At 61.4% G+C, this 23,056-nt stretch carries 18 protein-coding genes and 1 pseudogene; 6 read left to right on the forward strand and 13 right to left on the reverse strand.

What is annotated here, in order from left to right; all coding sequences use genetic code 11:
• Nucleotides 1-3 precede the first annotated feature (3 nt).
• The 4 genes from PVU19_RS00440 to PVU19_RS00455 form a co-directional block, all read right to left on the reverse strand.
• Nucleotides 4-1,416: a hypothetical protein gene (locus PVU19_RS00440; protein WP_152911709.1), complete on the reverse strand. Its 1,413-nt coding sequence runs from the start codon at nt 1,414-1,416 to the stop codon at nt 4-6.
• Between the two features lie 9 nt (nt 1,417-1,425).
• Complete coding sequence (locus PVU19_RS00445) at nt 1,426-2,031, reverse strand: polysaccharide biosynthesis/export family protein (RefSeq protein ID WP_050664228.1); 606 nt, start codon at nt 2,029-2,031, stop codon at nt 1,426-1,428.
• Between the two features lie 124 nt (nt 2,032-2,155).
• Nucleotides 2,156-4,603 carry a tetratricopeptide repeat protein gene (locus PVU19_RS00450; RefSeq protein ID WP_050664229.1) on the reverse strand — a complete coding sequence of 816 codons (2,448 nt, stop codon included), beginning with the start codon at nt 4,601-4,603 and terminating at the stop codon, nt 2,156-2,158.
• A gap of 131 nt (nt 4,604-4,734) precedes the next feature.
• Nucleotides 4,735-5,412, reverse strand: a complete 678-nt coding sequence (locus PVU19_RS00455) for a sugar transferase (RefSeq protein WP_050664230.1) — start codon at nt 5,410-5,412, stop codon at nt 4,735-4,737.
• A 586-nt stretch (nt 5,413-5,998) separates the two neighbouring features.
• Here PVU19_RS00455 and PVU19_RS00460 point away from each other — a divergent pair.
• The 4 genes from PVU19_RS00460 to PVU19_RS00475 are packed head-to-tail and all read left to right on the forward strand — an operon-like array spanning nt 5,999 to nt 10,097.
• The gene (locus PVU19_RS00460) at nt 5,999-6,820 is read left to right on the forward strand and encodes an ExeA family protein (RefSeq protein ID WP_274789852.1); all 822 of its coding nucleotides are present in this window, start codon (nt 5,999-6,001) and stop codon (nt 6,818-6,820) included.
• Nucleotides 6,817-8,373 carry a GumC family protein gene (locus tag PVU19_RS00465; protein WP_050664232.1) on the forward strand — a complete coding sequence of 519 codons (1,557 nt, stop codon included), beginning with the start codon at nt 6,817-6,819 and terminating at the stop codon, nt 8,371-8,373. Before PVU19_RS00460 ends, PVU19_RS00465 begins: the two co-directional genes overlap by 4 nt.
• A 30-nt stretch (nt 8,374-8,403) precedes the next feature.
• Entirely contained in the window at nt 8,404-9,216 is an 813-nt protein-coding gene (locus PVU19_RS00470) for a CpsD/CapB family tyrosine-protein kinase (RefSeq protein WP_050664233.1), read from the forward strand.
• Between the two features lie 20 nt (nt 9,217-9,236).
• Nucleotides 9,237-10,097 (forward strand): glycosyltransferase family 2 protein, encoded by an 861-nt coding sequence (locus PVU19_RS00475; RefSeq protein ID WP_274789853.1) that lies wholly within the window; start codon nt 9,237-9,239, stop codon nt 10,095-10,097.
• A 63-nt stretch (nt 10,098-10,160) separates the two neighbouring features.
• Here the strand turns inward: PVU19_RS00475 and PVU19_RS00480 are convergent, their stop codons facing one another.
• The 3 genes from PVU19_RS00480 to PVU19_RS00490 all read right to left on the reverse strand — a co-directional run bounded on the left by PVU19_RS00480 (nt 10,161) and on the right by PVU19_RS00490 (nt 13,672).
• Nucleotides 10,161-10,850 carry a VPLPA-CTERM sorting domain-containing protein gene (locus PVU19_RS00480; protein ID WP_274789854.1) on the reverse strand — a complete coding sequence of 230 codons (690 nt, stop codon included), beginning with the start codon at nt 10,848-10,850 and terminating at the stop codon, nt 10,161-10,163.
• A 308-nt stretch (nt 10,851-11,158) separates the two neighbouring features.
• Complete coding sequence (locus tag PVU19_RS00485) at nt 11,159-11,920, reverse strand: VPLPA-CTERM sorting domain-containing protein (protein WP_050664197.1); 762 nt, start codon at nt 11,918-11,920, stop codon at nt 11,159-11,161.
• A gap of 243 nt (nt 11,921-12,163) precedes the next feature.
• Nucleotides 12,164-13,672 carry a hypothetical protein gene (locus PVU19_RS00490; RefSeq protein ID WP_152911707.1) on the reverse strand — a complete coding sequence of 503 codons (1,509 nt, stop codon included), beginning with the start codon at nt 13,670-13,672 and terminating at the stop codon, nt 12,164-12,166.
• A 680-nt stretch (nt 13,673-14,352) separates the two neighbouring features.
• On the opposite strand from PVU19_RS00490, the gene PVU19_RS19370 reads away from it, so the two are divergent.
• The gene (locus PVU19_RS19370) at nt 14,353-14,406 is read left to right on the forward strand and encodes a hypothetical protein (protein ID WP_369038192.1); all 54 of its coding nucleotides are present in this window, start codon (nt 14,353-14,355) and stop codon (nt 14,404-14,406) included.
• Between the two features lie 72 nt (nt 14,407-14,478).
• On the opposite strand, the gene PVU19_RS00500 is transcribed toward PVU19_RS19370, so the two are convergent.
• The 5 genes and pseudogenes from PVU19_RS00500 to PVU19_RS00520 all read right to left on the reverse strand — a co-directional run bounded on the left by PVU19_RS00500 (nt 14,479) and on the right by PVU19_RS00520 (nt 20,150).
• The gene (locus PVU19_RS00500; RefSeq protein WP_050664200.1) at nt 14,479-15,648 is read right to left on the reverse strand and encodes an acetate/propionate family kinase; all 1,170 of its coding nucleotides are present in this window, start codon (nt 15,646-15,648) and stop codon (nt 14,479-14,481) included.
• Nucleotides 15,648-17,066, reverse strand: coding sequence for a bifunctional enoyl-CoA hydratase/phosphate acetyltransferase (locus tag PVU19_RS00505; protein ID WP_050664207.1), 1,419 nt, complete (start codon nt 17,064-17,066; stop codon nt 15,648-15,650). The genes PVU19_RS00500 and PVU19_RS00505 overlap by 1 nt, the downstream gene beginning before the upstream one ends.
• Nucleotides 17,053-17,812: pseudogene (fabI, locus tag PVU19_RS00510) on the reverse strand (enoyl-ACP reductase FabI). Before fabI ends, PVU19_RS00505 begins: the two are co-directional and overlap by 14 nt.
• 12 nt (nt 17,813-17,824) lie before the next feature.
• Complete coding sequence (locus PVU19_RS00515) at nt 17,825-19,540, reverse strand: PHA/PHB synthase family protein (RefSeq protein ID WP_050664201.1); 1,716 nt, start codon at nt 19,538-19,540, stop codon at nt 17,825-17,827.
• Between the two features lie 139 nt (nt 19,541-19,679).
• A complete protein-coding gene (locus PVU19_RS00520; RefSeq protein ID WP_050664202.1) occupies nt 19,680-20,150 on the reverse strand; it encodes an Lrp/AsnC family transcriptional regulator in 471 nt (156 codons plus the stop codon).
• 110 nt (nt 20,151-20,260) lie between these two features.
• Between PVU19_RS00520 and PVU19_RS00525 the strand changes: the two genes are divergently transcribed.
• Nucleotides 20,261-22,624 (forward strand): 1-deoxy-D-xylulose-5-phosphate synthase N-terminal domain-containing protein, encoded by a 2,364-nt coding sequence (locus PVU19_RS00525; RefSeq protein ID WP_050664203.1) that lies wholly within the window; start codon nt 20,261-20,263, stop codon nt 22,622-22,624.
• Nucleotides 22,625-22,639: 15 nt separating this feature from the next.
• On the opposite strand, the gene PVU19_RS00530 is transcribed toward PVU19_RS00525, so the two are convergent.
• Entirely contained in the window at nt 22,640-23,053 is a 414-nt protein-coding gene (locus PVU19_RS00530) for an RrF2 family transcriptional regulator (RefSeq protein ID WP_050664204.1), read from the reverse strand.
• Nucleotides 23,054-23,056: the final 3 nt, after the last annotated feature.

Consider the following 23,056-nt stretch of genomic DNA (forward strand, 5'->3'; position numbering starts at 1 on the left):
GACTCACGGGCGCAGTACGAAATTCCGCTCAAGCGTCAGAAAGATGCGGTTCGACGTGGCCGAGCCAACACTGTCCTCGTCGCGCATGCGATATTCATAACCCGAGGAAAGCCGCCAATCCTCGGTGATCTCGCGAGAATAGGCCGCGCGCAGGTCGGCGCGGACGGTATCGTTCACCGCCGGTCCACCCGACTGCGCAAGCTCTGCGATATTCGCCGAGAACTCCAGGGCCGACAGCGAGTTGATCTCGTAATTGTATCCCAGCGAGGCGCGTGTGGTCCGCAACTCGTTCGAACGCGAGCTGGTCGTGACCTGTCGTTCCAATGACGCCGTCAGAGTGCTGCGCTTCATCTGATGGGTGAAATCCACGCTGCCCACGGGAATAATCGAATCGTCGACATCGCTGGTCACCCCGACGCTGATCCCGATCGCGCCACGCGGCAAGGGCATGTCACGGCTGACAAGCCAGGTCGCAGTCCGGCCGTTTTCGCTCTCGCTCACATCAAATGTCGTGCCGATCGTGCCCCGCGCCAGATCACGGGTGAGGCCAATGTTGCCAATCACACCGCTCTCCCGGTCTACGCTCCGCACACCGCCGATGGTTTCCTCTGTCTCGATATCCTGAAGCCCAAGCGACACATCGAGCGTGTCGACCTTCGACAGCGCCTGCGTCAGCCCCAGATTGACGCTGCTGGTCTGCCGGTCGGTTTGCGGCACATCATCGGCGCTGTAATCCTCATAGCGCAGAACCACACGCGTTTCGGTGACCGGGCTCAGTGTGAAACGGGTCGTGGCGGACAGATTGAATGTCTCGGTGTCGAACAAGTCCGGGTCGGTTGTGTCCGTAAACGTCTGCTCCCGGTAGCGCCCATCAAGAATGAAGCCCACCGGATCATTCAACCCGCTCTCAAAGCTGAACCTGGCCCCGATCTGTTCACGGTCGCCACGGTCTTGCGTCAGGTCGCTCTCTTCCAACGGGTCATCTTCGAAGAAAGGATCTTCGTCGAACGGATCAAGCGCATCCACCGAGGACAGCGAGTAATCTGCACCAAAACTCAGCGTGCTGTTCACTCCCTGCCTGTCATAGCCGAAACGTGCCCGCTGATCGTCGAATGTTCGGCTGCCCCCCGGTGGCTCGGTTGCGCGCAACACCCCGCTCAGATCGAAACTGAGCACATCATTGGCACGCCGCTTTTCATAGCCGAAGGACAGCCGGTTGTCGAAAAGTTCGGCGTTTTCGCTATTGTTGGGTTCGAGGTTGTAATTGTCCGTCGCGCTGAGCGTCGAACTTATCCCGAAAGTCAGAACCGGGCCGCCAGCCTCAGGGCTGCTGCCCTGCTGCGCCAGCATCGGGCCCGCGCCCAGAAAGAGCACGGACAGACAACCAGTACGGATCAGACCTTGCGCGCGTCTCACAACCCGCCCTTATTCGAAAAGGCGCCGCTCCGGAACAACGATCACGTCGCCCGGGGCCAACACCGTCGTACCACTGATGCTGTCGCTGCCGCCCATGCTGCGGTAGTTGAAACGATAAACCGTCTCCTGCCCACTCTGGGGATCGACGCGCCGCAACTGAATGCGTTTCTCAGCCGCAAAGCGCGACAGCCCGCCCGCTTCGGCAAGAAACTGCAAAAGCGTGGTGCCGGGCAGCACTTCCTTGCGACCGGGCTCATTCGCCTCGCCGACGATATAGACATTCATCAGGTCCGGTTCGGCCTCGGCCCGGGGTGTCCTCGGGGCCAGGGCAGCGACCGAGACAAGTACCGTCGGCTCGACTGCGAAATTACTGGCCATCTCCGAAGACAGCGTGCGGGCCACGGTATCGACGCTGCGCCCCCCCGCCTTGACTGTTCCGGCCAGCGGAAAGCTGATCGAGCCATCGGGCAAGACCAAAACACTGCGGTTGAGATTGGGGTCCTCCAGAACCTCGACTTGCAGGGTGTCACCCGGCTGAATGCGATAGTTGCTCTGCGCTGTGGCCACCCCGGCCAATCCCACCATGAGAAGAAGCGCTGTTAGAAATCTGATCATCCCGTGCCTCTGTCGGTTTTTCATTTTGCGTTGAACTTACGGTATTTGCCGGACCAGCAAAATACCTAAGAAACAGAAAGCGCTAGGCTGCGGCAGATTTGTAGCAATTTCAGGGTATTTTTTGTCAGTTCTGCGCGTCGTCATCCCCGACAGCTGCCTCAAGGCGCTCGATTTCCGCCTCAACCTCGCCCATGAATTCAGGCGGTGGCCTATCGCCCACGGCCTCGACCACCTTGCGAAACTGTGCAAGAGCCTCGGCCTGCTCATCTCTCGCGACATAGGTCCGCGCGAGATGGTATTGCACCGTGGGGTCGCCCGGAAGGCCAGCCGCCGCAGGCTCCAGCGCGGAAAGCGCCGTGTCGAGATCACCTCGGCGGAACGCGATCCAGCCATAGGTATCCTGAAAGGCCGGCACTGCGCGATCACGCAGGCGCCGCGCAATTTCATGCGCCCGATCAAGGCTCTCGGCATCTTCGCGGCCGGTCGCCAGCAGGCTTGCGAGATTGTTGGCAATGATCAGGTTGTTGCTGTTGGCGGCATAAAGTTTCTCGTAGATTTCGATGGCACCAGACACGTCACCTTCGCGCTCAAGAATGCCAGCGAGCGCCCAATTGAGGCGCAGGCTGTCGGGCGAGGCTTCCAACCCATCCCGCAGCGCTTGCCGAGCCGCCTCGCTATCTTCCTGTGCCGCACGAATATTGTAGAGCGCCAGCCAGAAGCGTTGATCCTGCGGCGTTTTTGCAGCGAGGTCCTGAAACGTCGCCTCGGCGGCCTCGATTTCACCGGTCACCGCCTGCACCGACGCCATCAGGAACCGTGCATTGGGGTCTTCGGGATTCGCGTCGAGGGTTTCGCGCGCATATTCCTGCGCCCCCTCCACATCGCCCTGTGCAAGACGGGCACGCACGATCGTCGCGGCCGCTCCCAGACCACTGGCACCCTCGCCCGCAAGCGTGTCGAGAAAGCTCAAAAGCTCGTCCTCGCGATCCTGTGCCGCGAGCTGACGCGCTGTCAGTTCGTTGGCGAGGCGCTCGGCAGAGGGCCCCTCCTGACGGCGCAGGGTCTCTATCACCTGCGTGAGGCGGGGCCAGTCCTGATCCCCCATGTAAACCTCACCCAGCGCACTCAGTAGTGCGACATTGCCAGACGCTAGCCGTAGCGCGTTGATCAGGACGGTTTCCGCCGATCGCAGATTGTCCTGTCCGATCAGATATCTGGCATAGCGCAGCGATTCCTCGGGCGCGTTGCGCGATGCGTCTACCGCACGGCTCAGCATGTCGGCCATCAGATCGCGATTGCCCGCGCGCTCATGTGCCTGTGCCATCAGGGTCATCGCCGCGGCATCATTCGGAGTCTCACCGAGAACAGAGCGCAGAGCGACGATCGCTTCATCGGTGCGATCGCTCTCGATCAGCCAGCCCGCCCGCATCTTGAGGGCGTCAGGTTGGCTTTCATCTTCTTCCAGTGTCTGCTCGACCAATGCACGCGCCCCGACATTATTGCCGGTCGCATCCAGCATCCGGGCGAGCATGACCATGATGCTGCGCCTCTCGTCGGAAGGCTCCATCCCGTCGATCACGTCTTCGAGTTCGGTGATGGCTCCATCCTGCTCACCCAGATCAAAGCGAAAGCCAGCGCGCAGCGCGGTCAACCGCTCGACCTCGGGCGGGTCGCCTTCAAGGATACGTTCAAGCTCGGCCAGGGCCAATTGGTTGTCACGCGCTTCGGCAAGAAACCGAATATAAGTGACGATATCGTCTATCTCCCCGGGGTCTTCGTCGGCGCGCTCCTTAAGAAAGGCCTGTGCCGCGTCCACATCCCCTTGAGACATGTACCAGCGCACCAACGTCGCCAAAACGTTCGGATCTTCTGGGAATCGCTCGATCATGTCCTCGAGCTGTGCGCGGATTTCGCTGGTCTCACCCAATTGATTGAGCACCCCGAGACGGATCGTGTAGAGTTGCCGGTCGTCCGGTTCCCGTGCCAGCGCCGCATCTATCGCTGACAGCGCCGCCGTCCAATCCTGATTTCGAATGAGATCGTCGATCACCACCCGTCTCGCGATCATCAGGTCCGGGTCCTCCGACACAAGGGCTTGCGCCTTGGTAACCGCTGCGCGCCGGGCGGCATCATCCCCCGAGCCGGTCAACGCATCGCGATAAGCGATCGTGGCATTCACCGCCTGAACCACGGGATCTTCCGGGGCAAGCTCCGCTGCGGCGGATGCGTGCCGCTGCGCCGCGTCCCAGTCATTGACCGTGAGTGACATCTCGGCCAGGGCGCGCTGTCCGGGCAAACTGTCGGGATATTGTTCCACCAGTCGCAGATACTGGCCATAGGCTTCACGGATATTGCCACGCGCGCGCTCGGCCTCTGCATAGCGCAACCGTGCCTCGCGATGCGTGCCGTCCAGCTTGAAGACATTGCGGAACTCGACCAGAGCACGATCCACATCGCCCTCCTGCAGCAACTCCAGGCCGGATTGGAAGTGCCCGTCGGCGCGTTCTTCAGCCGTGTCACAAAAGGATAAGAGGCCAGCGGTGGCCAGAGCCAGAAAGGTCGGTTTTATCATATCGCTACTCTTGCATGTTCGGGCGCGGGCAACAATCCTTGCGTGCCAACCACCCGGTCTGGACAAACCATATTTCGACTATTCCAGCCGGGACGGAAAGTGTCCAGATCACGCAGGCAAACGCGCCTGCGTCAGTATCCGGTTCCGCGCAGCACCACGGTTACAGTCCGCAACAGGATCGCCACATCCTGCGAGAGTGACAGGGTCGCCAGGTACCGATTGTCGAAGCCGGCCCGCTCGGCAAAGCTTGTCTCATTGCGCTCCGAAATCTGCCAGAGACCAGTAATGCCCGGGCGCAGATCATAATAGGCTTTCCCCGGGTAGAGTTCCTTCTGGTCCACCATCATCGGGCGCGGCCCAACGAGGGACATGTCGCCCTTGAGCACATTCCAAAGCTGCGGCAACTCGTCGAGAGACGACTTACGCAGGAAGCAGCCCGTCCGTGTAATCCGAGGATCGCGCTTGAGCTTCTGGGTCTCATCCCACTCACGCCGCGCCTCTGGATTCTTGCGCAGATGATATTCCAGCAGAGCATCCGCCCCAGCCACCATGGTGCGTATCTTGACCATGTGAAAAACACGCCCGCCGCGACCCAGACGTTTCTGCCTGTAGATCGGGCTGCCTCCGTCAAGCGCCACAAGGCACATCATGCCCAGAATGAGCGGCAACGAGATCGGCAACGTCATCAGAACCAGAACGACATCAAGGCAGCGCTTTGCCCCGATGCGGTATATGGCACGGCGGCTGCCAGAATGCGGCGTGGTCGAATCTACCTTAATTGTCGTATCGGAATAATCCCGGAAGGTCATATAATATCCTCAACTCACATATCACACGGATGAATTCGAACTCACCAAACCGATGAGTCTCTTTTTAACCAAATCCACTAACCAGCAGCTCATGATCCGCGTTTACGCCCCCAAACAAGTGAACATTTAAGGGCGGTCCAAAACAAGACATAATTTTGCCCAAATCTCAAAATTCGAGGTGCAAATGTTTGAAAGCCTTGGATTTAAGCCTCTTAACCCTGAAAAATAAAAATAGCATTCGAACATCTCGAGAGCGATTGTCGATCCACGCGAAACAGATAACTGAAACATGGCTCATCGTCTCTTCCTTACTCTACATGATTCGCCGCTTTTCAGGGTGAAAAAAGGCGCTGCGGTCGCATAGCCTCGAAAATTTCTTGCTTGTGCCATGAATGCGAAGGATTTGTCTGTTGCATGGGATGTGGCGAAAGGGCAGACCCCAAGGTGACTGGATAGAGGTATTTTATGCTCTTAATTCCAGCGGAACTCTGCCATATTCTCAATGTGTTGAGAGTGAGTTCTGGATAAGGATGTTATGTGAAAGATGCATATGAAACCGGAGACCCTTTACGCAGAATTTTTCGGCATGTCCGAGCGCCCGTTCACGCTTTTGCCCGATCCGACCTTTCTCTACTGGTCCAAGGCACATCGTAACGCCTACACGATTCTGGATTATGGGATCTTCTCGCGTGCCCCCATCACCGTCGTGACCGGTGAGATCGGTTCGGGCAAGACGACGCTGGTGCAGCATCTTCTCAAGAACACCGACGAACAGATCACAATCGGATTGATCTCAAATGCGCAGGGCGGACGGGGTGAACTCCTGCAATGGGTTCTGAATGCACTGTCGGTCGATGTGCCCAATGATTCCACCTATGTGCAGAAATTCCAGACACTTCAGGATTTTTTGATTGCCGAATATGCCGCAGACCGGCGCGTTGTGCTGATCTTTGACGAGGCACAGAACCTGTCGGTGGAAGGTCTGGAAGAGTTGCGCATGCTTACCAACATCAATGCCAACAAGGATGAGTTGATCCAGTTGATACTGGTTGGGCAGCCCGAACTCCGCGATGTCATTCGCAGCCCGAACATGAAACAACTGGCACAACGGGTCGCGGCAAGCTTTCACATCCCCGCGATGGACGCCGAGAATGTCGCACAATATATCCGGCACCGACTGAAATCGGTCGGTGGGGACGGGGATGAATTTACCGATGGCGCCTGTCAGATGGCGCATGAACAGACTGGCGGCGTGCCCCGGCTTGTCAATCAGCTCTGTGATATCGCGATGGTCTATGCCTGGAGCAAGGAACAAAAAACTGTGACAGAAGATACGCTGAATAGCGTGCTCAATGACGGGCTGTTCTTTGCAGCCACCATGGGCACCGAAGAGACGGACGCAACATGAGCGAACTTAAATACTACTTCTCGATCTTTCTTAGACGCTTGCACTATTTTTTGTTCGTATCGGTGATCGTGTCTGCCGTCGCTGGGATCGCGGCTTTCGCCCTGCCGCCTGCTTACGAGTCGCAGACCCGTCTGCTTCTGGAAGGGCCGCAGATTCCTTCGGAACTGGCCAGCTCGACAGTCATGGTGGGCCTCCTCGAGCAAATCGAGATCATCGAGCAGCGGCTGATGACGCGCGCCAACATGCTCGACGTGGCGCGTAGCCAAGCCGTGTTTAAGGATATCCAGAAGATGACCGCCGACGAGGTCGTAGGAGCGATGCGCGCTCGAACAATCATTGTAAAACCCAGAGGCCGCAATCCAACTCCGATTATGAATATCAGCTTCGAGGCGCGCAGCCCGCAGATCGCAGCCGGCGTGCTGAATCAATATCTCACGCTGATTGAACGACAGAATGCCGAATTCCGCACGTCGCGGGCTGGGAATACGCTGGAGTTCTTCCAGCAGGAGGTCGAACGGCTGGGCCAGGATCTCGATGCGCAAAGTGCGCGCATCCTGGAGTTCAAGACCGCAAATTCTGGGGCCCTCCCAGAAAGTCTCGACTACCGGCTGGACCAGCAAGCCACGTTGCAGGAGCAGGTGCGCCAGATTGATCGGGATATTACCTCCCTGCGCAACCAGCGCACCCGTCTGGTGGAGATTTTCGAGGCTACCGGCCAACTGACTCAGGAACAAGCGACGCCACAGCTGTCCCCCGATGAACAGCGGCTCCAGGAACTTCAAAGCCAACTCGACGAGGCGCTGTCGATCTACTCGGAAACAAACCCGCGGGTGAAGATGCTGCAGGCGCGTGTCGCGCAGCTCGAAGAGCGAATCGCAGCAGCACCCGAGCCCTCCGCCGAAACCGACGCGGAAACACCAAAGAGACGCGCCGGATCGACCACACTTGACCTGCAACTCAGTGAGATCGACGCACGTATCTCGATCTTGCAGGAGCAGCGCGGCGAGACCGAGGAGCGGCTGTCTGCCCTGTCTGACTCGCTCGCGAAAACCCCGGCGAACTCGGTTGCTCTGGAAGAGCTGACGCGGGCCTACAACAATATCGAGGAACAATATAACCTTGCCGTTGATCGCTTGGCCAAGGCCAGCACCGGCGAGCGGATCGAATCGCTCTCGCGCGGGGGCCGTATATCGGTCATCGAACCGCCCGCCGTACCCAACGCGCCAACCAAACCAAACCGAATGTTGATCGCGGGCGGCGGCACGATGTTTGGCATCGTCGCTGGCATCGCTTTGATCGTGCTGATCGAGCTGCTCAACCGCACCGCCCGACGTCCCGAGGATATCGTGAAGCGTATCGGCGTGCGCCCACTGGCGACACTTCCTTACATGCGCAGCCGGTCCGAGATCTTCTGGAAACGCCTCATCAAGCTCACAATCTATCTGGCGATCCTTGTCGGGCTGCCCGCCGTAGTCTACGCGGTCCATCTGTATTACCTGCCGCTCGACCTTCTCGCCGATCGGGCCATGAACAAGATCGGGGTCCGCTGGTGATCGGTCGCAAACATATCAGGAGCGCTTGAGATGGAACGCATTCAGGAAGCCCTGGCCAAGGCGCGTGCGCAGCGCCAGCAGGGCAGCACGACACGCACGCAGCATGCCGCGACACCCGGTCCGAGCCAACCCGTTGAGGAGTCTTGGGCGGCCCTTGCGCCGTTCAAGCTCAACCGCGCCGCGCTCAAGCGCAATCGGGTGGTCGCCTCCGAACCCGGACGGGACGCGGCACCCTATGATCTTCTGCGGACCAAGATCATTCATCAGGCACAAACCAACGGCTGGCGACGCGTGGCGATCGTCTCGCCCGATATGGGGGCCGGAAAATCGACCACACTGGCGAATCTCGCCTTCAGCTTCGAGCGGCAGCGCGACATGCGCGTCATGTGCATCGATCTCGACCTGCGGCGTCCCGCGCTACATAAGGTTCTGGCGCAGAAGCCCGATCATTCCATGGCCGAGCTGCTGGATGGTCACCTGCGCTTTTCAGAACATGGTCTGCGTCTCGGCGAACGCGTGGGTTTCGGCCTCAATAACGGGCCCGCGTCGAATCCATCGGAGCTGTTGCTGAGCCGTGCGGCTCGGGAGGCACTGGATGGGATAGAGCAGGATTATTCCCCCGATCTGACATTCTTTGACATCTCCCCGCTCAACGCCAGCGACGACAACATCGCCTTTCTCCAGAATGTCGATTGCGCGGTGATCATTGCAGCGGCCGAATCAACTCCGATGAGCCGCATCGACCAAGCCGAGCGTCAGGTGGCGGAATTAACGAATGTGATGGGGATCGTACTCAACAAGTGCCGCTACGTAAGCGATGCCGAAGGGTATGATTACTACTGACCTCCTGAACGGAGAGGACGATGCCCGAGATTGCCATCATCATCCCGCATTACAATGATGTGGTGCGGCTCGAGCGCTGCCTTTGCGCACTGCAGGAGAACGATCTTTCAGGCTGTGAGATCCTCGTGGTCGATAACGCCTCGACGCAGTCGCTGACCAAGGTGCAAGAAAAGTTCCCCGATATTCGTTTCGTCACCGAACCCGAGAAAGGCGCTGCCGCAGCCCGCAACAGGGGCGTACAGGAGACCTCGGCCCCTTGCCTGATGTTCATCGATGCCGATTGCGTGGCCGCCCCTGACTGGGTCACGGTCGGGCGGTCGGTCGCGGACAAGGCCGATCTGATCGGTGGTCGCGTCGAGGTGTTTGATGAGACCCCCCCGCCGCGAAGCGGGGCCGAAGCCTTCGAGGCGGTCTTCGCCTTCGATTTTCGCCACTACATCGAGGCGCAGGGATTTTCCGGCACCGGCAACCTGATCACCAGACGTGATGTGTTCGAGGATGTGGGTCCCTTCCGCGGCGGCGTATCCGAGGATACCGATTGGTCCTTCCGCGCCACGGACAAGGGCTATCAGTTGATCTATGAGGACAGGCTGCGTGTCGGCCATCCTTCACGACAAGACTGGCCAGCACTACGCACAAAATGGCGGCGCCTTACCCAGGAACAGTTTGGCTTGAAGGTACAGGGCCCGAAAACCCGCCTGCTCTGGGTGATCAAAGCACTGGCAATGCCACTTAGCGCGATAGCACATCTACCAAAAGTCCTTCGCAGCCCTAAACTCACAACCGCCGGTGACCGCTGGCGCGCGGCAGTCACCCTGATCCGCCTTCGCCTTTTGCGCATGGTCTGGATGCTGCGCCAGGCTGTGGGGCTGGACATCTGAGGCGCACGTGAAAAAGGGCCGCACGAGGCGGCCCTTTGTCGAAAGTCTGATACATAACTCGGGTTACGCAGCCTTGCGCTTACGACGCAGGACGGTCATTCCACCAAGTGCAGTGATTAATAGTAAGCCTCCGGCAGGCAGCGGAATGGCGGAGATTATGAACTCTGCGCTGCCATTGTTCGGCTCGTTCCCTTCCGAAAACATCAAGACGTAGGTGCCCGCACCGAACCCATCAATATCATAGGAGATCGGCGGTACAACAAACGGCGTTCCATCGTTATCGGCACCGGTCACAAGAACGCAGTCTGTCGAGCCGAAACTGGTCAGAACGTCAGAGCCGCATGCCGGTTCCGAATTCGGAGTATGAGGCAGGATGGGCTGAAGAGCGCCCCCGAAAGAGCCGTAGTATATCTGAAAGCCGCTGCGTGCCCCAGGACCAACGGCCAAATCACTCTCCGGTGCGTAATCCTGAAACGTAAGCCGGAAAGACCCATTTGTCGTGAACTCAGAATACGCAAGAAAATTGTCAGGGTCCGTATTGAACCAAGTAAAGTCAATGTTCGCCGTACCGTTACCCAAATTGTTCTGCGAAACAGCCCCAAAACCACTGACGATCGAGCCGACGTTGCCGCCCTCTCCATTAGTGAAAGTTACAGTCGCCGCGTCCGCTTTTTCTGCGCCGAGCACAACCATTGCTCCCAGCGCCAACGCTGCTAGGCCACTGTTGTGTAAAGTTTTACCTATGAATTCCATTTCAATTCCCCCTAACAGGATCGTTCATCACCATTACAAGATAAGCTATCCAAAGCGTTCTGGAAAGAAAAACATCCGAATTACGCCACATTTCCGCCTCAATCTGGTAGAGTTCGAGGGGGGCTATGCAACTGGAAAGCGAGCACTGCGGGCTGAAGCGCGAAATTCGCACTAATTGATGATTTTAACATGAACTGTTGCAGATACAGAAACGGTAACTGACGCGAATCACCCCGACCTGCGGACAAAGAAAAACGGCCGCAAAAAGCGACCGTTTCCAAGTGAGCGCGCAAATGTGATTGTCGCGTTCAGACAGTGCGCCTGCGACGGCGCGAAGAGGCCGCGCCAAGGCCAGCCAGCGCGGTGCCGAGCAGCAGCAGGGACGCCGGGATCGGCACGGCCGCAACCTGCAGCCCATCGATCGAGAAGCCGTCATTCTTCTTGAACGTCGTGCCACCCGACGTGGTGAAATTACCCAGCAAAATCTCGGCCGATGTGACCGCTGCCCCAAAGTCGATAATCACCAGCTTGTCATTGCCACTGGGCAGCGTCCCACCTGTGCGCACTTCGGCGCTATCGGTACCGGTGGTGATGCGCAGATACGCCCCCTGATCGCTGGCATCGCTGAGCGCGAACATGATCTTGCTGAAGGCCCGTCCGCCAGCAAGCGCGACATCCCAGTCCATCCCCCAGGTGTCATTGCTGTCGAGGAACCACGAGCCACCAACAGGCGTTATATTTTCGCGACCGAAGACATTGCCATCCCGCAAGGCCAGGAGTTCGCCCGAGTTCCCGGGCAGACCGGTGACTGTGCCGCCGGTTCCTTGACCACCCAACGTCGCGAAGTTGCCGACCGCAGTCGCAAATCCATTGGCCACCTGACCCTCGCCGTTCGTGGCGCCGAGGGCTTCGAAGTCTTCACCCACATTCGATCCCGAGTCAAAGCTGCCATTATAGGCAGCTGCATCGAGGACCGATACGGTGATCGTCGCCGCCTGCGCCGGAGCGGCCATAAGTGCGCCGGACACAGCCATCGCGCAGGTCACGGCTTTCAATTGAAAAACAGACATAGGTCTCTCCAAAGTCAATTATTCAACAATATTACGTGAGTTTTCTTAATTCGGCTAAAATATTCCCGGTTTGCGACACGAAACAGTCTTTTTCCTGCCATATTCGTTATCAACTCGCTGATTAAAAAGAGCCTCTACCATAGGATGAGTGTTTGACTTTGTTGCCATTTTTGCATCAATGTCATCAATTTATTTTGATTGGGACGCTTTAGGAAACGCGGGTTTCAAACGACACAGATTCGTCTACTCCGCCGCATCCAAACCCTGTGTTTTCATCACGATCCGAGGGGCCGCGCCGGGGGCGCGCTCCACGACATATCGCACCGGCGCAGTACCTGTTTCGGTCTGCCTTTGCCCGGCGGCATCAAAGCGCATCGCGCCATCGGCCCCCTGTCGGTCCCAACCCAACAACGCGCCCGCCGGGTCATAGCGATAGACATCATGCCACGCACTCTGCGGAAAAAGCACAGGGTCGGCATAGCCCCCCTCCGGCACCCCCAGATCACGGCGCTCGATGCGCATCTCGCCATCGGGACCAGGGGCGTAGCGTCGCGTTTCGTGCTGCGGCAGCAGGATCGAGATCAGGCCGGGTGTGCTGTCGTGATCCCCGCTGCGGGCAAATACACCGATATCCACGCGGTTCGAGCGAATGTCAGGCTGACCCGGCACCGGGCGCGGCAACTGCCAGTCCACGGTGATCCGGGCACGCAGGCCACGATCATCCAACGGCTCGATCAGGGTGCGCGCAGGATCTCCGCGCAAAAGACGCCATAGAAACGTCGGCCTGCGCCCCTGCGGATCACGCGTCGCCTCGACCGAGACCACCATGCTGCGGCGATGCACATGACTGCGCCAGAGCCGGGCAACGGCCACGGGCGTGTCGAGCAGCCGCTCGCTCAGCCCCTCGCCGAAATAGTCGATCCCTTCGGTGGCGTCCGTCTCGGACAGAACTGCGAGTCGCACCATCGGCGGCACCGTCTCGGGCGTGAGCGCATTGGCCAGCTGCACCATACGCATCAGATTGATCTGGTTAGCCGGTACGACCGATGGATGCGCCTGCCCCGACAGATAGGCCTCGCGGCTCAGTACCGGTGCAAGGCTGCGTCGAAAGATCATCTGCACGGTCGGCGCCAGAAGCTGGTTTTCGTGCAGATACCTCTTGGTCTCGGGACGAAAGGCCGCAAGGATCATGGCCAGCGCTTCCAGATGAGGTCGATCAGACCCGGACGAGCCTTGCGAAATCAGAAAGAAAGGCGTGTTGGCCGGAATGAGATCGCCATGTTCCGGATCATGATCGCGATGCTCCGGGTAGACGTGGATCTGCCCGGCCAGGTAGTTCTGATAGAGCGTCAGCGGCCCGTCTTCGCGGGTCAGTGCCATGCGCGGCAGCGACCGCCAGAGCGGGCCGTTTTTCACAGCCGTGGAGGAATTGCCTATAAGCGGTGCATCAAAGATCACCGGCCCGGCAAGGCCGTAATCGAGCCCCGCCTTACGCATCTCCTCGTCATAGGCGACATGGGTCAGCTGCGGATGCGCCTCGGACGGCAACAGGGAATGCGCTCGATCACGGTTTTCATAGAGATCGCCATGATTGCCCGCCGCACGCCCCTCGAAGACCAGCCGCCAGAGCAACCGATGCCCCGCCGCTCGCGCCTCGGACCCAAGCACCGGGGCGCTGGTTTCGGGGATTCGCACCCGCGCCAGAAGCCGCCGCCCAGGCAAGAGCCGCGACAGCGACGAGAGGCGCAACATGACCTTGCCGCCCTCAGCCTGGATGGGCTCCCCACCGGGCAAACCCACCTGAGAGGTCGCCGCGCCAGGCAAAAGCCCGAAACCGGCGAGGTATCTGAGCAGTTTACGACGCGTGACGGTAAGAGGCATCTGGCATTCCAAGTCGTGACTTTCGGAGTTTAGGCGATTGGCGCGCATTTCTCGACGTCTAACACTTGGAAAGATGCTTTCTCTGGAATTTCGATTAATTCTCAGGCGGTGTGACCATTTATATGAGATCTGTTGCGGGATTGATTTTCGGCAGCCTGATCATTCTGGGCGGGTCGCACACAGCGGGTGCCACAACGGTGGACACAACACTCATGACCGATTCGTTCAACGGCAGCACTGGCTTACCTCTAGTGACACGGCAAACGTTGTGGGAGGCCCGGTAAATTACGTGCGTGTCCCTGCCGACCGAATTCCTTATCACGTTAAAGTACAATCAGATGCGTGTCTTTGATGCCACCGTACAGAACGACGCGCTTCTCAGCGAGGTCAGCTCTCTCGCTCAGTCACGCTGGAAGAGGTTGGAGCGACAAGTTTTTGGACAGAAACACGATCTCTGGCTTAGCCACCAGACAGACGCTCGATGATGTCATCGGTTAATATCACGATCCGATCCGACGCAGCCAATCCCCCTGCCTGCCGGCATCATCCTTCTGCTCACCGGGCTTGGCGCGCTTGGCCTCGCCGGCCGCCGCGCCGCAGCCTGACCCGCATTTCGCCACTATCCGCTCGAGACCGTCATGGTGCTGGCCAACCAGCACCTGCCGAGAGGTCATTCGTCAGGGTGTGAGTGCAAGCAGGGCGCGCAGGATCACGGCCTCTTCATCGGTCGGTATCACGGCGGTGACGACACGGCTCTCGGGGGCCGAGATCACTGTGTCCTGCGCCTGATTGGCCGCCGCGTCCGGCACAAGGCCAAACCAACCCAGCCCGTCCATCACCCGTGCCCGGATCTCGGGCGCATGTTCACCGATCCCCGCGGTGAAGACCAGCGCGTCTAGCCCGCCGAGCGTGGCGGAGAGCGCGCCGATCTGGCGCAGGATCATATGCACGAAGAGCGCCACGGCCTCCGCCGCCTCGGGCGCGGGGCTGGCCAGCAGGTCGCGCATGTCGGGGCTGATCCCCGACACCCCCAGCAGACCGCTCTCCCGCCCCAGGAGCCGCTCCAGCCCATCCGCATCCATCGCCTTTTCCCGCATCAGGTGCAGCACCACGCCCGGGTCGATCTGCCCACAACGCGTGCCCATCATCAGCCCGTCCAGCGCGGTGAAGCCCATCGTGGTCTCGACACTCTTCCCGCCCTGCAACGCGCACAGGCTCGCCCCGCTGCCCAGATGCGCCACGATCACCCGGCCCTGCGCCAGCCGCTCGCTCAGCACATCAGGCAGACGCCCGGCGATATGGTCATAGGACAACCCATGAAAGCCGTAGCGCAGGATGCCCTCGTCGCTCAGCGCGCGCGGCAGCGCATAAAGCTGCGCCACGCGCGGGCGGCTCTGGTGAAAGGCGGTGTCGAAACAGGCGATCTGCCTCGTGCCGGGCCAGTGCCGCGCCACCGCCTCGATCCCGGCGAGATTGTAGGGCTGATGCCCCGGGGCCAACGGGCAGAGCCTGCGCAGCTTTGCCATCACCGCATCGGTGATCTGCGTCGGCGCCGCGAACTCACGCCCGCCATGCACCACGCGATGCCCGGCGGCGACCACTTCCATCGGCCCCAAAGCGTCGCTCAGCACCGTTAGCAGCCAGTCGATCAGCGCCTCTGTCCCGGCATCCTCCGCGAAATCTGGATGCATCTCCTGCACCTCTCCTGCGCGATGCAGGATGAGACGCGGCGCGCGGCCGACGCCGTCGATCAGACCATGCGCGATCCGGGCCTGCCCATCCTCGCCATGCAGGGCGAACTTGATCGTCGACGACCCGGTATTGAGGATCAGCAGGACACGCGACATCAGCTGGCCTCGACCGGCTCCGCCGCGGCCGCCAGCAACCGCGCCAGTGCCGCCGAGGCGAGCCGTGCCGCCGCGCTGTCCGAGCGGCTGGTCAGCATGATCGGCACCCGCGCCCCAAGCGCCACGCCCGCTGCCTCGGCCCCCGCCAGATGGATCAATTGCTTGGCGATCATGTTGCCGCTTTCGAGATTGGGTGCCACGAGGATATCGGCGCGCCCCGCCACGTCCGATTCGATCCCCTTGGCCGCCACCGCCTCGGGCGAGATGGCGTTGTCAAAGGCCAATGGCCCGTCAACCAGCCCGCCGGTGATCTGGCCCCGGTCATGCATCTTGCAGATCGACGCAGCCAGCAGGGTCGAGGGCAGTTTCGCCGTCACCGTCTCGACCGCCGACAAAAGCGCGGCGCGCGGCACCTCGATGCCGAGCGCGATGGCCAGATCAAGTGCGTTCTGCACGATATCGGCGAGCGCGGGCAGATCGGGGGCGATATTGATCGCCGCGTCGGTGATGAACAGCATGCGCTCGTGATCCGGCACATCGAGGGCAAAGACATGGCTGAGACGGCGCTCTGTCCGCAGCCCCTGGGCATGATCCAGGACCGCCTCCAGCAACTCGTCGGTATGCAGCTTGCCCTTCATCAACGCCTTGGCGCGACCCTCATGCACCAGCGCCACGGCGGCCTCGGCGGCGGCATGGCTGTGCGGCGCGTCGATGATCGTTTCAGCATCCAGCGTGACACCCGCCTCCGCAGCTGTGGCGAGGATCTTCGCACTCGGTCCAACCCAGAGCGGTGCGATCAGCCCCGCCGCCTCGGCCTGTAACGCGCCGGTCAGGCTCAGCGCATCGCAGGGATGCACCACCGCCGTGGGCAGGGGCGGCAGGGCGCGCGCCCGATCCACCAGCGCCCGGAACCGCGCGCCGGGATTGTGCAGGCGCACCATCGGCAGGGCGGTGACCGCGCGGCTGACCTTTTGGCGGGGGGCAAGCACCTCGGCCTGACCCTCGATCACCACCTGCCCATGCTGATTGCGGCACTGGCAATCGAGCGTCACATGGCCGCTCTCAGGGTCGATCTGCGCCACGCTTACCCGGACTGTAATGCTGTCCCCAATTGCGACGGGCCGCCGGAAATGCAGCGATTGGTCGGTGTAGATCGTGCCCGGCCCCGGCAGGCGCGTGCCCAGCACCGCCGAGATCAGCGCGCCGCCCCACATGCCATGCGCGATGACATGGTGAAACGGCGTGCCGTCGGCATAGGCGGCATCGAGATGCGCGGGGTTCACATCGCCCGACATCACCGCGAACAGCTCGATATCCTCCTGAGCCAGCACGCGCACCATCTCGGCGCTCTCGCCGATGCGCAACTCGTCCAGCGTGCGGTTCTCGATCATCTCGGGCATGGTGTCACATCCGGACATGGCGTCCTCCATCTATATGGGTGGTGGTGCCGGTCACGCCCGATGCACCCTCCGAGGCGAGAAAGGCCGCGACCGAGCCGACCTCGTCTATCGTCACCAGACGCCGTTTCGGGGGCCCGGCTGCGGGCGTCTTCCATCAGCTCATCGAAATCCTCGATCCCCGAGGCGGCGCGGGTCGCAATCGGGCCGGGCGAGAGCACGTTGGCCCGGATCGCCTGCGGCCCCAGTTCCGCCGCGACATTGCAGGTCACGGCCTCCAGCGCGGCCTTGACCGGGCCCATGATGTTGTAATGATCGACCACTTTCTCGGCCCCGTAATAACTGACCGTCAGCAGGCTACCACCGCCCTGCATCAAAGGCTCGGCCTTTCGCACGAGGCGCAGGAAGGAGTGGCACGAAATATCCATCGCCTGCCCGAAGCCTGCCGCCGAGCAATCCACCACCCGCCCGTGCAGATCGTCCCTGGGGCAGAAGGCCACGGAATGCAGCAGGAAATCAAGCCGCCCCCAAAGCGCGGTGATCTGATCGAACACCGCATCAAGCTGCGCGGGCTGCGTGAGGTCGAGCGGAATGAGCGCCTCGGCCCCGACCGCCTTCGCCACCGGCTCCACATGCGGCAGCGCGCGGTCGTTCATATAGGTCAGCGCCAGCCGTGCCCCCTCGCGCGCGAAGGCCGTGGCACAGCCCGCCGCGATGGAGTGATCATTGGCGACCCCGACCACGAGACCGACCTTGTCCTTGAGCATCATGGCCTGTCCTTACCTCTGAAACACATAGCTGCCGGGCGCATCGCAAATCGCCTCATACCCCGCCTTGGGCCGTCCCATCGGCGGCGGCGCGACAGGGTCGCCAGACCGCGCCCGAAGCCATTCGGCCCAGCCGTCCCACCACGACCCTTCTTGCGGGGCCACGGCGGCAACCCATGCCTCGGGGTCCTGATAGCGGTCGGCATGCGGGTGGGTGGCGATGCGGTAATGGCGGTGGCGGTGCCCCGGCTCCGAGATGATCCCGGCATTATGCCCGCCGCTGGTCAGCGCAAAGGTGACATCGGCGTCGGTCAGGTGATGGATCTTGTAGACCGATTTCCACGGGGCCACGTGATCGGTCTCGGTGCCCACGGCAAAGATCGGCAGGTCGAGATCGGTCAGCGACAAGGCCTTGCCGTCGATCCGGTATTTGCCGTGCGACAGCCGGTTTTCCAGAAACAGCCCGCGCAGGTATTCCGAATGCATCCGGTAGGGCATGCGCGTGGAATCGGCATTCCATGTCATCATGTCATTCGGCTCGGTCTGCTCGCCCATCAGCTTTTCATGGATCATCCGCGACCACACCAGATCGTTGGAGCGCAGCATGGTAAAGGCCCCTGCCATCTGATCGCCGGTCAGATAGCCCTGATGCCACATCAAATCCTCCAGCAGGGCCACCTGTGCCTCCGACACGAAAAGTGCCAGTTCTCCGGCCTCCGAGAAATCCACCTGCGCCGCCAGCAGCGTCATCGAGGCCAGCCGCGTATCGCCTGCCCGCGCCATCGCCGCGGCCTGTATCGACAGCAGCGTGCCGCCCAGACAATAGCCCGCAGCGTGTATACGCTCCGCCCCGGTGATCGCGTCAATGGCGTCAAGCGCCATGCGCGGCCCCTGATCCAGATAATCCTGCATCCCCAGATCGCGATCCTCGGCCCCCGGATTGCGCCATGAGATGACGAACACCGTATGCCCCTGCGCCACCAGCCAGCGCACCAGCGAATTATGCGGCGAGAGATCGAGAATGTAGTATTTCATGATCCATGCAGGCACGATCAGGATCGGCTCGGGATGCACCGTGTCGGTGGTCGGGCTGTATTGGATCAGTTCCGCCAGATGGCTGCGCGCCACCACCTTTCCGGGCGTCGCGGCAATCTCTTTGCCCAGCCTCAGATCGGACGGCATCTCCTTGGGGGCCCCGACATCGGCAACCGTGTTCATCAGCCCCTGCATGACGCTGCCGCCCTGCGTGTCACGCGCGCGGGCCAGCACCTCGGGGTTGAGATGGGGAAAATTGCTAGGTGCCATCGTATCGAGCGCCTGCCGCACGGCAAAACTCAGCGCCGCCTCGTTGGCGGGGGTCATGCCGCGCACATCGGTGGTCGCGGTCTGCCACCACTCCTCGGTCAGCAGGAACCCGTCGCGCAGCGTCGAAAACGGCGGATTGTTCCAGTGATCAGACGCGAACCGGCGATCCTGCGGCATTGGGTCCGCCGTCTCGGCGTTGAGCGCGCGCTTTGCGAGGATCGCGGGGGCTTGCATGGCCTTTTCCGCCAGCTTGGCCTGCTTTCCCGGTGCGGTGCCCAGATGCACCGACCAATCCGCCATCGCCTGCCACAGCGCCGACGGTGCCATGCCGCCGGTCATCTGCGCGATCATCATGCGCGACATGCGGTCGGCGAAATCATGGTAATCGGTATGGTCATCCGGAGATGGTTGCCCTGCGGTCATAGTAGCCCTCACATTTCTTTCGGCGTCCTTGCCTCGCAGCTTTATGTAACAGGGACAATGCAGTCGCAGAAAAACTGGCCGGAACGGCGAAACAGGGCCATGCACCATGGCATCTGCACAAAAATCCACCGCTCTGCGGTCAAGGCGTTCGTGATCCGGTCTGCTTGACCCGGCGCAACGGGATCGAGCTTTCGATCTCGGCGACCCCCTTGACCCGAGTCAGGCTGCCGACAAGGAACTGTTCGAATTCGGACATCGACCGCGTGACCACTCGCAGCAGATAATCGCGGCTGCCGGTCATCAGCCAGCAATCGACGACCTCGGGGAAGGCGAGGATGGCTTTCTCAAAGGCCTGCAACGCGTCGTCGATCTGCCGGTCGAGCTTGACCGAGACAAACACCGACACATCGAAGCCGAGCGCGGTCTCGTCGATCATGGCGCTGTAGCCGGTGACGATCTCGCGCTCTTCCAGACGCCTCAGGCGGCGCGCGACCGGTGTCGGGCTCAGCCCCACGGCATCGCCAAGCGCCTGAACCGATATCCGCCCATTTTTCGTGATGATGCGCAGGATTCGTTTATCGAAGTCGTCAATATTAGTGGAATTCGCCATAGAGTTCACATTATGCGCTGGAATCCAGCGCAACAAGTGCGTTTTGACAACGCATTCGCGGATTACCCGTCCCGACTATCATGTAGGACAGACCCAACCGGAGGACCTGCATGACAACCACCCATCTCAAGACCGTCGAACAGCGCCTGCTGTGGCTCTCGCACTGGATGATCCACCACGCCAACCACATCCGCCCCAAGGTAGACGGGATCAAGGTGGGCGGACATCAGGCAAGTTCCGCCTCGATGGTGTCGATCATGACGGCGCTCTATTTCTCGGCCCTGCGCCCCGAAGACCGCGTCGCGGTCAAGCCGCATGCCTCGCCGATCTTTCACGCGATGCAATACCTGTTGGGCAATCAGACCCGCGACAAGATGGAGAACTTTCGCGGCTATGGCGGCGTGCAGAGCTATCCCAGCCGGACCAAGGATGTGGATGACGTGGACTTCTCCACCGGATCGGTGGGCCTTGGCGTGGGGGTCACCGCGCTTGCTGCGATGGTTCAGGATTACATCACCGCCAAGGACTGGGGCACCGATGCCCCTGCCGGCCGCATGGTGGCCCTCGTCGGCGATGCCGAGATGGACGAGGGCAATGTCTACGAGGTGTTGCAGGAAGGCTGGAAGAACAACCTGCGCAACACGTGGTGGATCATCGATTACAATCGCCAGTCTCTCGACGGGATCGTGCGCGAGGGGCTGTTCGGACGGATCGAAAAGATCTTCGACGCCTTCGGATGGGATGTGGTGCGGGTGAAATACGGCACCCTGCAACGCGCCGCCTTTGCCGAGCCGGGCGGCGAGGCGCTACGCGCATGGATCAACGCCTGCCCCAATGCCGAATATTCCGCGCTGACCTATATGGGCGGCGCGGTCTGGCGCGAACGGCTGATGAACGATCTGGGCGATCAGGGCGACGTGACCTCGCTGATCGAGCGGCGCAGCGACCGCGAACTGGCCGACCTCATGGAAAATCTCGGCGGCAACTGCGTGGAAACCATGGCCGAGACCTTTGCCGCCATCGACCACGACCGCCCGACCTGCTTTCTCGCCTACACGATCAAGGGCTGGGGCACCCCCATTGCCGGGCACAAGGACAATCACGGCGGGCTGATGACCAAGGCCCAGATGGCCGACTGGCAGGCCCATATGAGCGTGCCCGAGGGGCAGGAATGGGAGCCGCTGGCGACCATCGAGGACGTGGACGGCTTCAAGACATTCCTCGCGCAGGTGCCGTTCTTTGCCCAGGGGCCGCGCCGCCATGCCGATGCGCGCCTGCCAGTGCCCGCCATCGCGCTCGACACCAGCCGGGACATCTCGACCCAGATGGCATTCGGCAAGATCCTCGACGATCTGGCACGCGGCGACAGCGATCTTGCCGCCCGCATCCTCACCACTTCACCGGATGTCACCGGCACCACCGGCCTCGGGCCATGGGTGAACCGGCGCAATCTCTTCTCGCGGACCGAGCAGAAGGACGCGTTCATCGAGCATCGCATCGCCTCGACCGCGAAATGGAACTTCTCACCCGAGGGCCAGCATATCGAACTGGGCATCGCCGAGATGAACCTGATGCTGCTTCTTGGGGCGGCAGGTCTGGCGCACAGTCTCTGGGGCAAGCGGCTCATCCCCATCGGCACCCTCTACGATCCCTTCGTCAGCCGTGGTCTCGATGCGCTCAACTATGCCTGTTATCAGGATGCGCGGTTCTTGCTGGTGGGCACGCCCTCGGGTGTCACGCTGGCCCCTGAAGGCGGCGCGCATCAATCATTGGCCACCCCCCTCATCGGGATGAGCCAGGACGGGCTTGCCGCGTTCGAGCCCGCCTTTGCCGACGAATTGGCGGTGATCATGGAATGGGCCTTCGACTACATGCAACGCGAGGGCGAGGGCGACCCGGACGAGCGCACATGGCTGCGCGATGAAACCGGCGGCTCGGTCTATCTGCGGCTGACCACCAAGCCGCTGGAACAGCCCGGCAAGCGCGCCGATGACGCGTTTCGTCAGGGCGCCATCGACGGGGCCTATTGGCTGCGCCCACCGGGGCCGGGTTGCGATGTGGTGATCGCCTATCAGGGGGCCGTCGCGGATGAGGCGATTGCCGCCGCCGGGATGATCGCCGGGCATCGCCGAGACGTCGCCGTGCTCGCCGTCACCTCCGCTGACCGGCTCAACGCCGGGTGGACCGCCGCGCAGCGCGAGCGCACGCGCGGCAACGCCAAGGCCCAGAGCCATGTCGAACAGCTATTTGCGACGCTGCCGCCGCATTGCACGCTTGTCACCGTGATCGACGGGCATCCGGCCACGCTCGGCTGGCTCGGCTCGGTCGCGGGGCATCGGACGATCCCGCTCGGGGTAGAGCATTTCGGCCAGACCGGCACCATCGGAGATCTTTATCGCCATCACGGGATCGACGCGCGTGCCATCGCCGACCGGGTCGCCGCCCTCACGCCCGGGCGTCGGATCATGGCGTGACCGGCACGCCGCGCCTCAGACGGTGTCGGGGCGATAGGTGCAATCGGCCAGCGTGCTCCGGTTGAGATCGGCGATGAACGCGGCCTCGGCATGGGCAAGCCGGGATTTGAGCCGACAGCCCGGCATCAGGGTGCAGCCATGTCCGCCCGGCGCGAAACACTCGACAACGGCCTGATCCGATTCGAGCAGGGCCACGACATCGCCGATACGGATCGTCTCGGCGGGCCGTGCCAGCATCGCGCCACCGCCGCCACCACGCCGTGTCTCCAGCAGTCCAGCGGCGGCCAGCACCGAGACGACCTTGGCCAGATGATGCCGCGACACCCCGAATTCCGCCGCAAGATCGGTGGTGGAAAAGGCGCGCTCCGGCGCGCCCGCAAGGCGCATCAGCACGCGCAGCCCGTAATCGGTGAAAGAGGTGAGGCGCAAGGT

The sequence above is a fragment of the Roseovarius tolerans genome, assembly GCF_028885395.1.
Lineage (GTDB): Bacteria > Pseudomonadota > Alphaproteobacteria > Rhodobacterales > Rhodobacteraceae > Roseovarius > Roseovarius tolerans.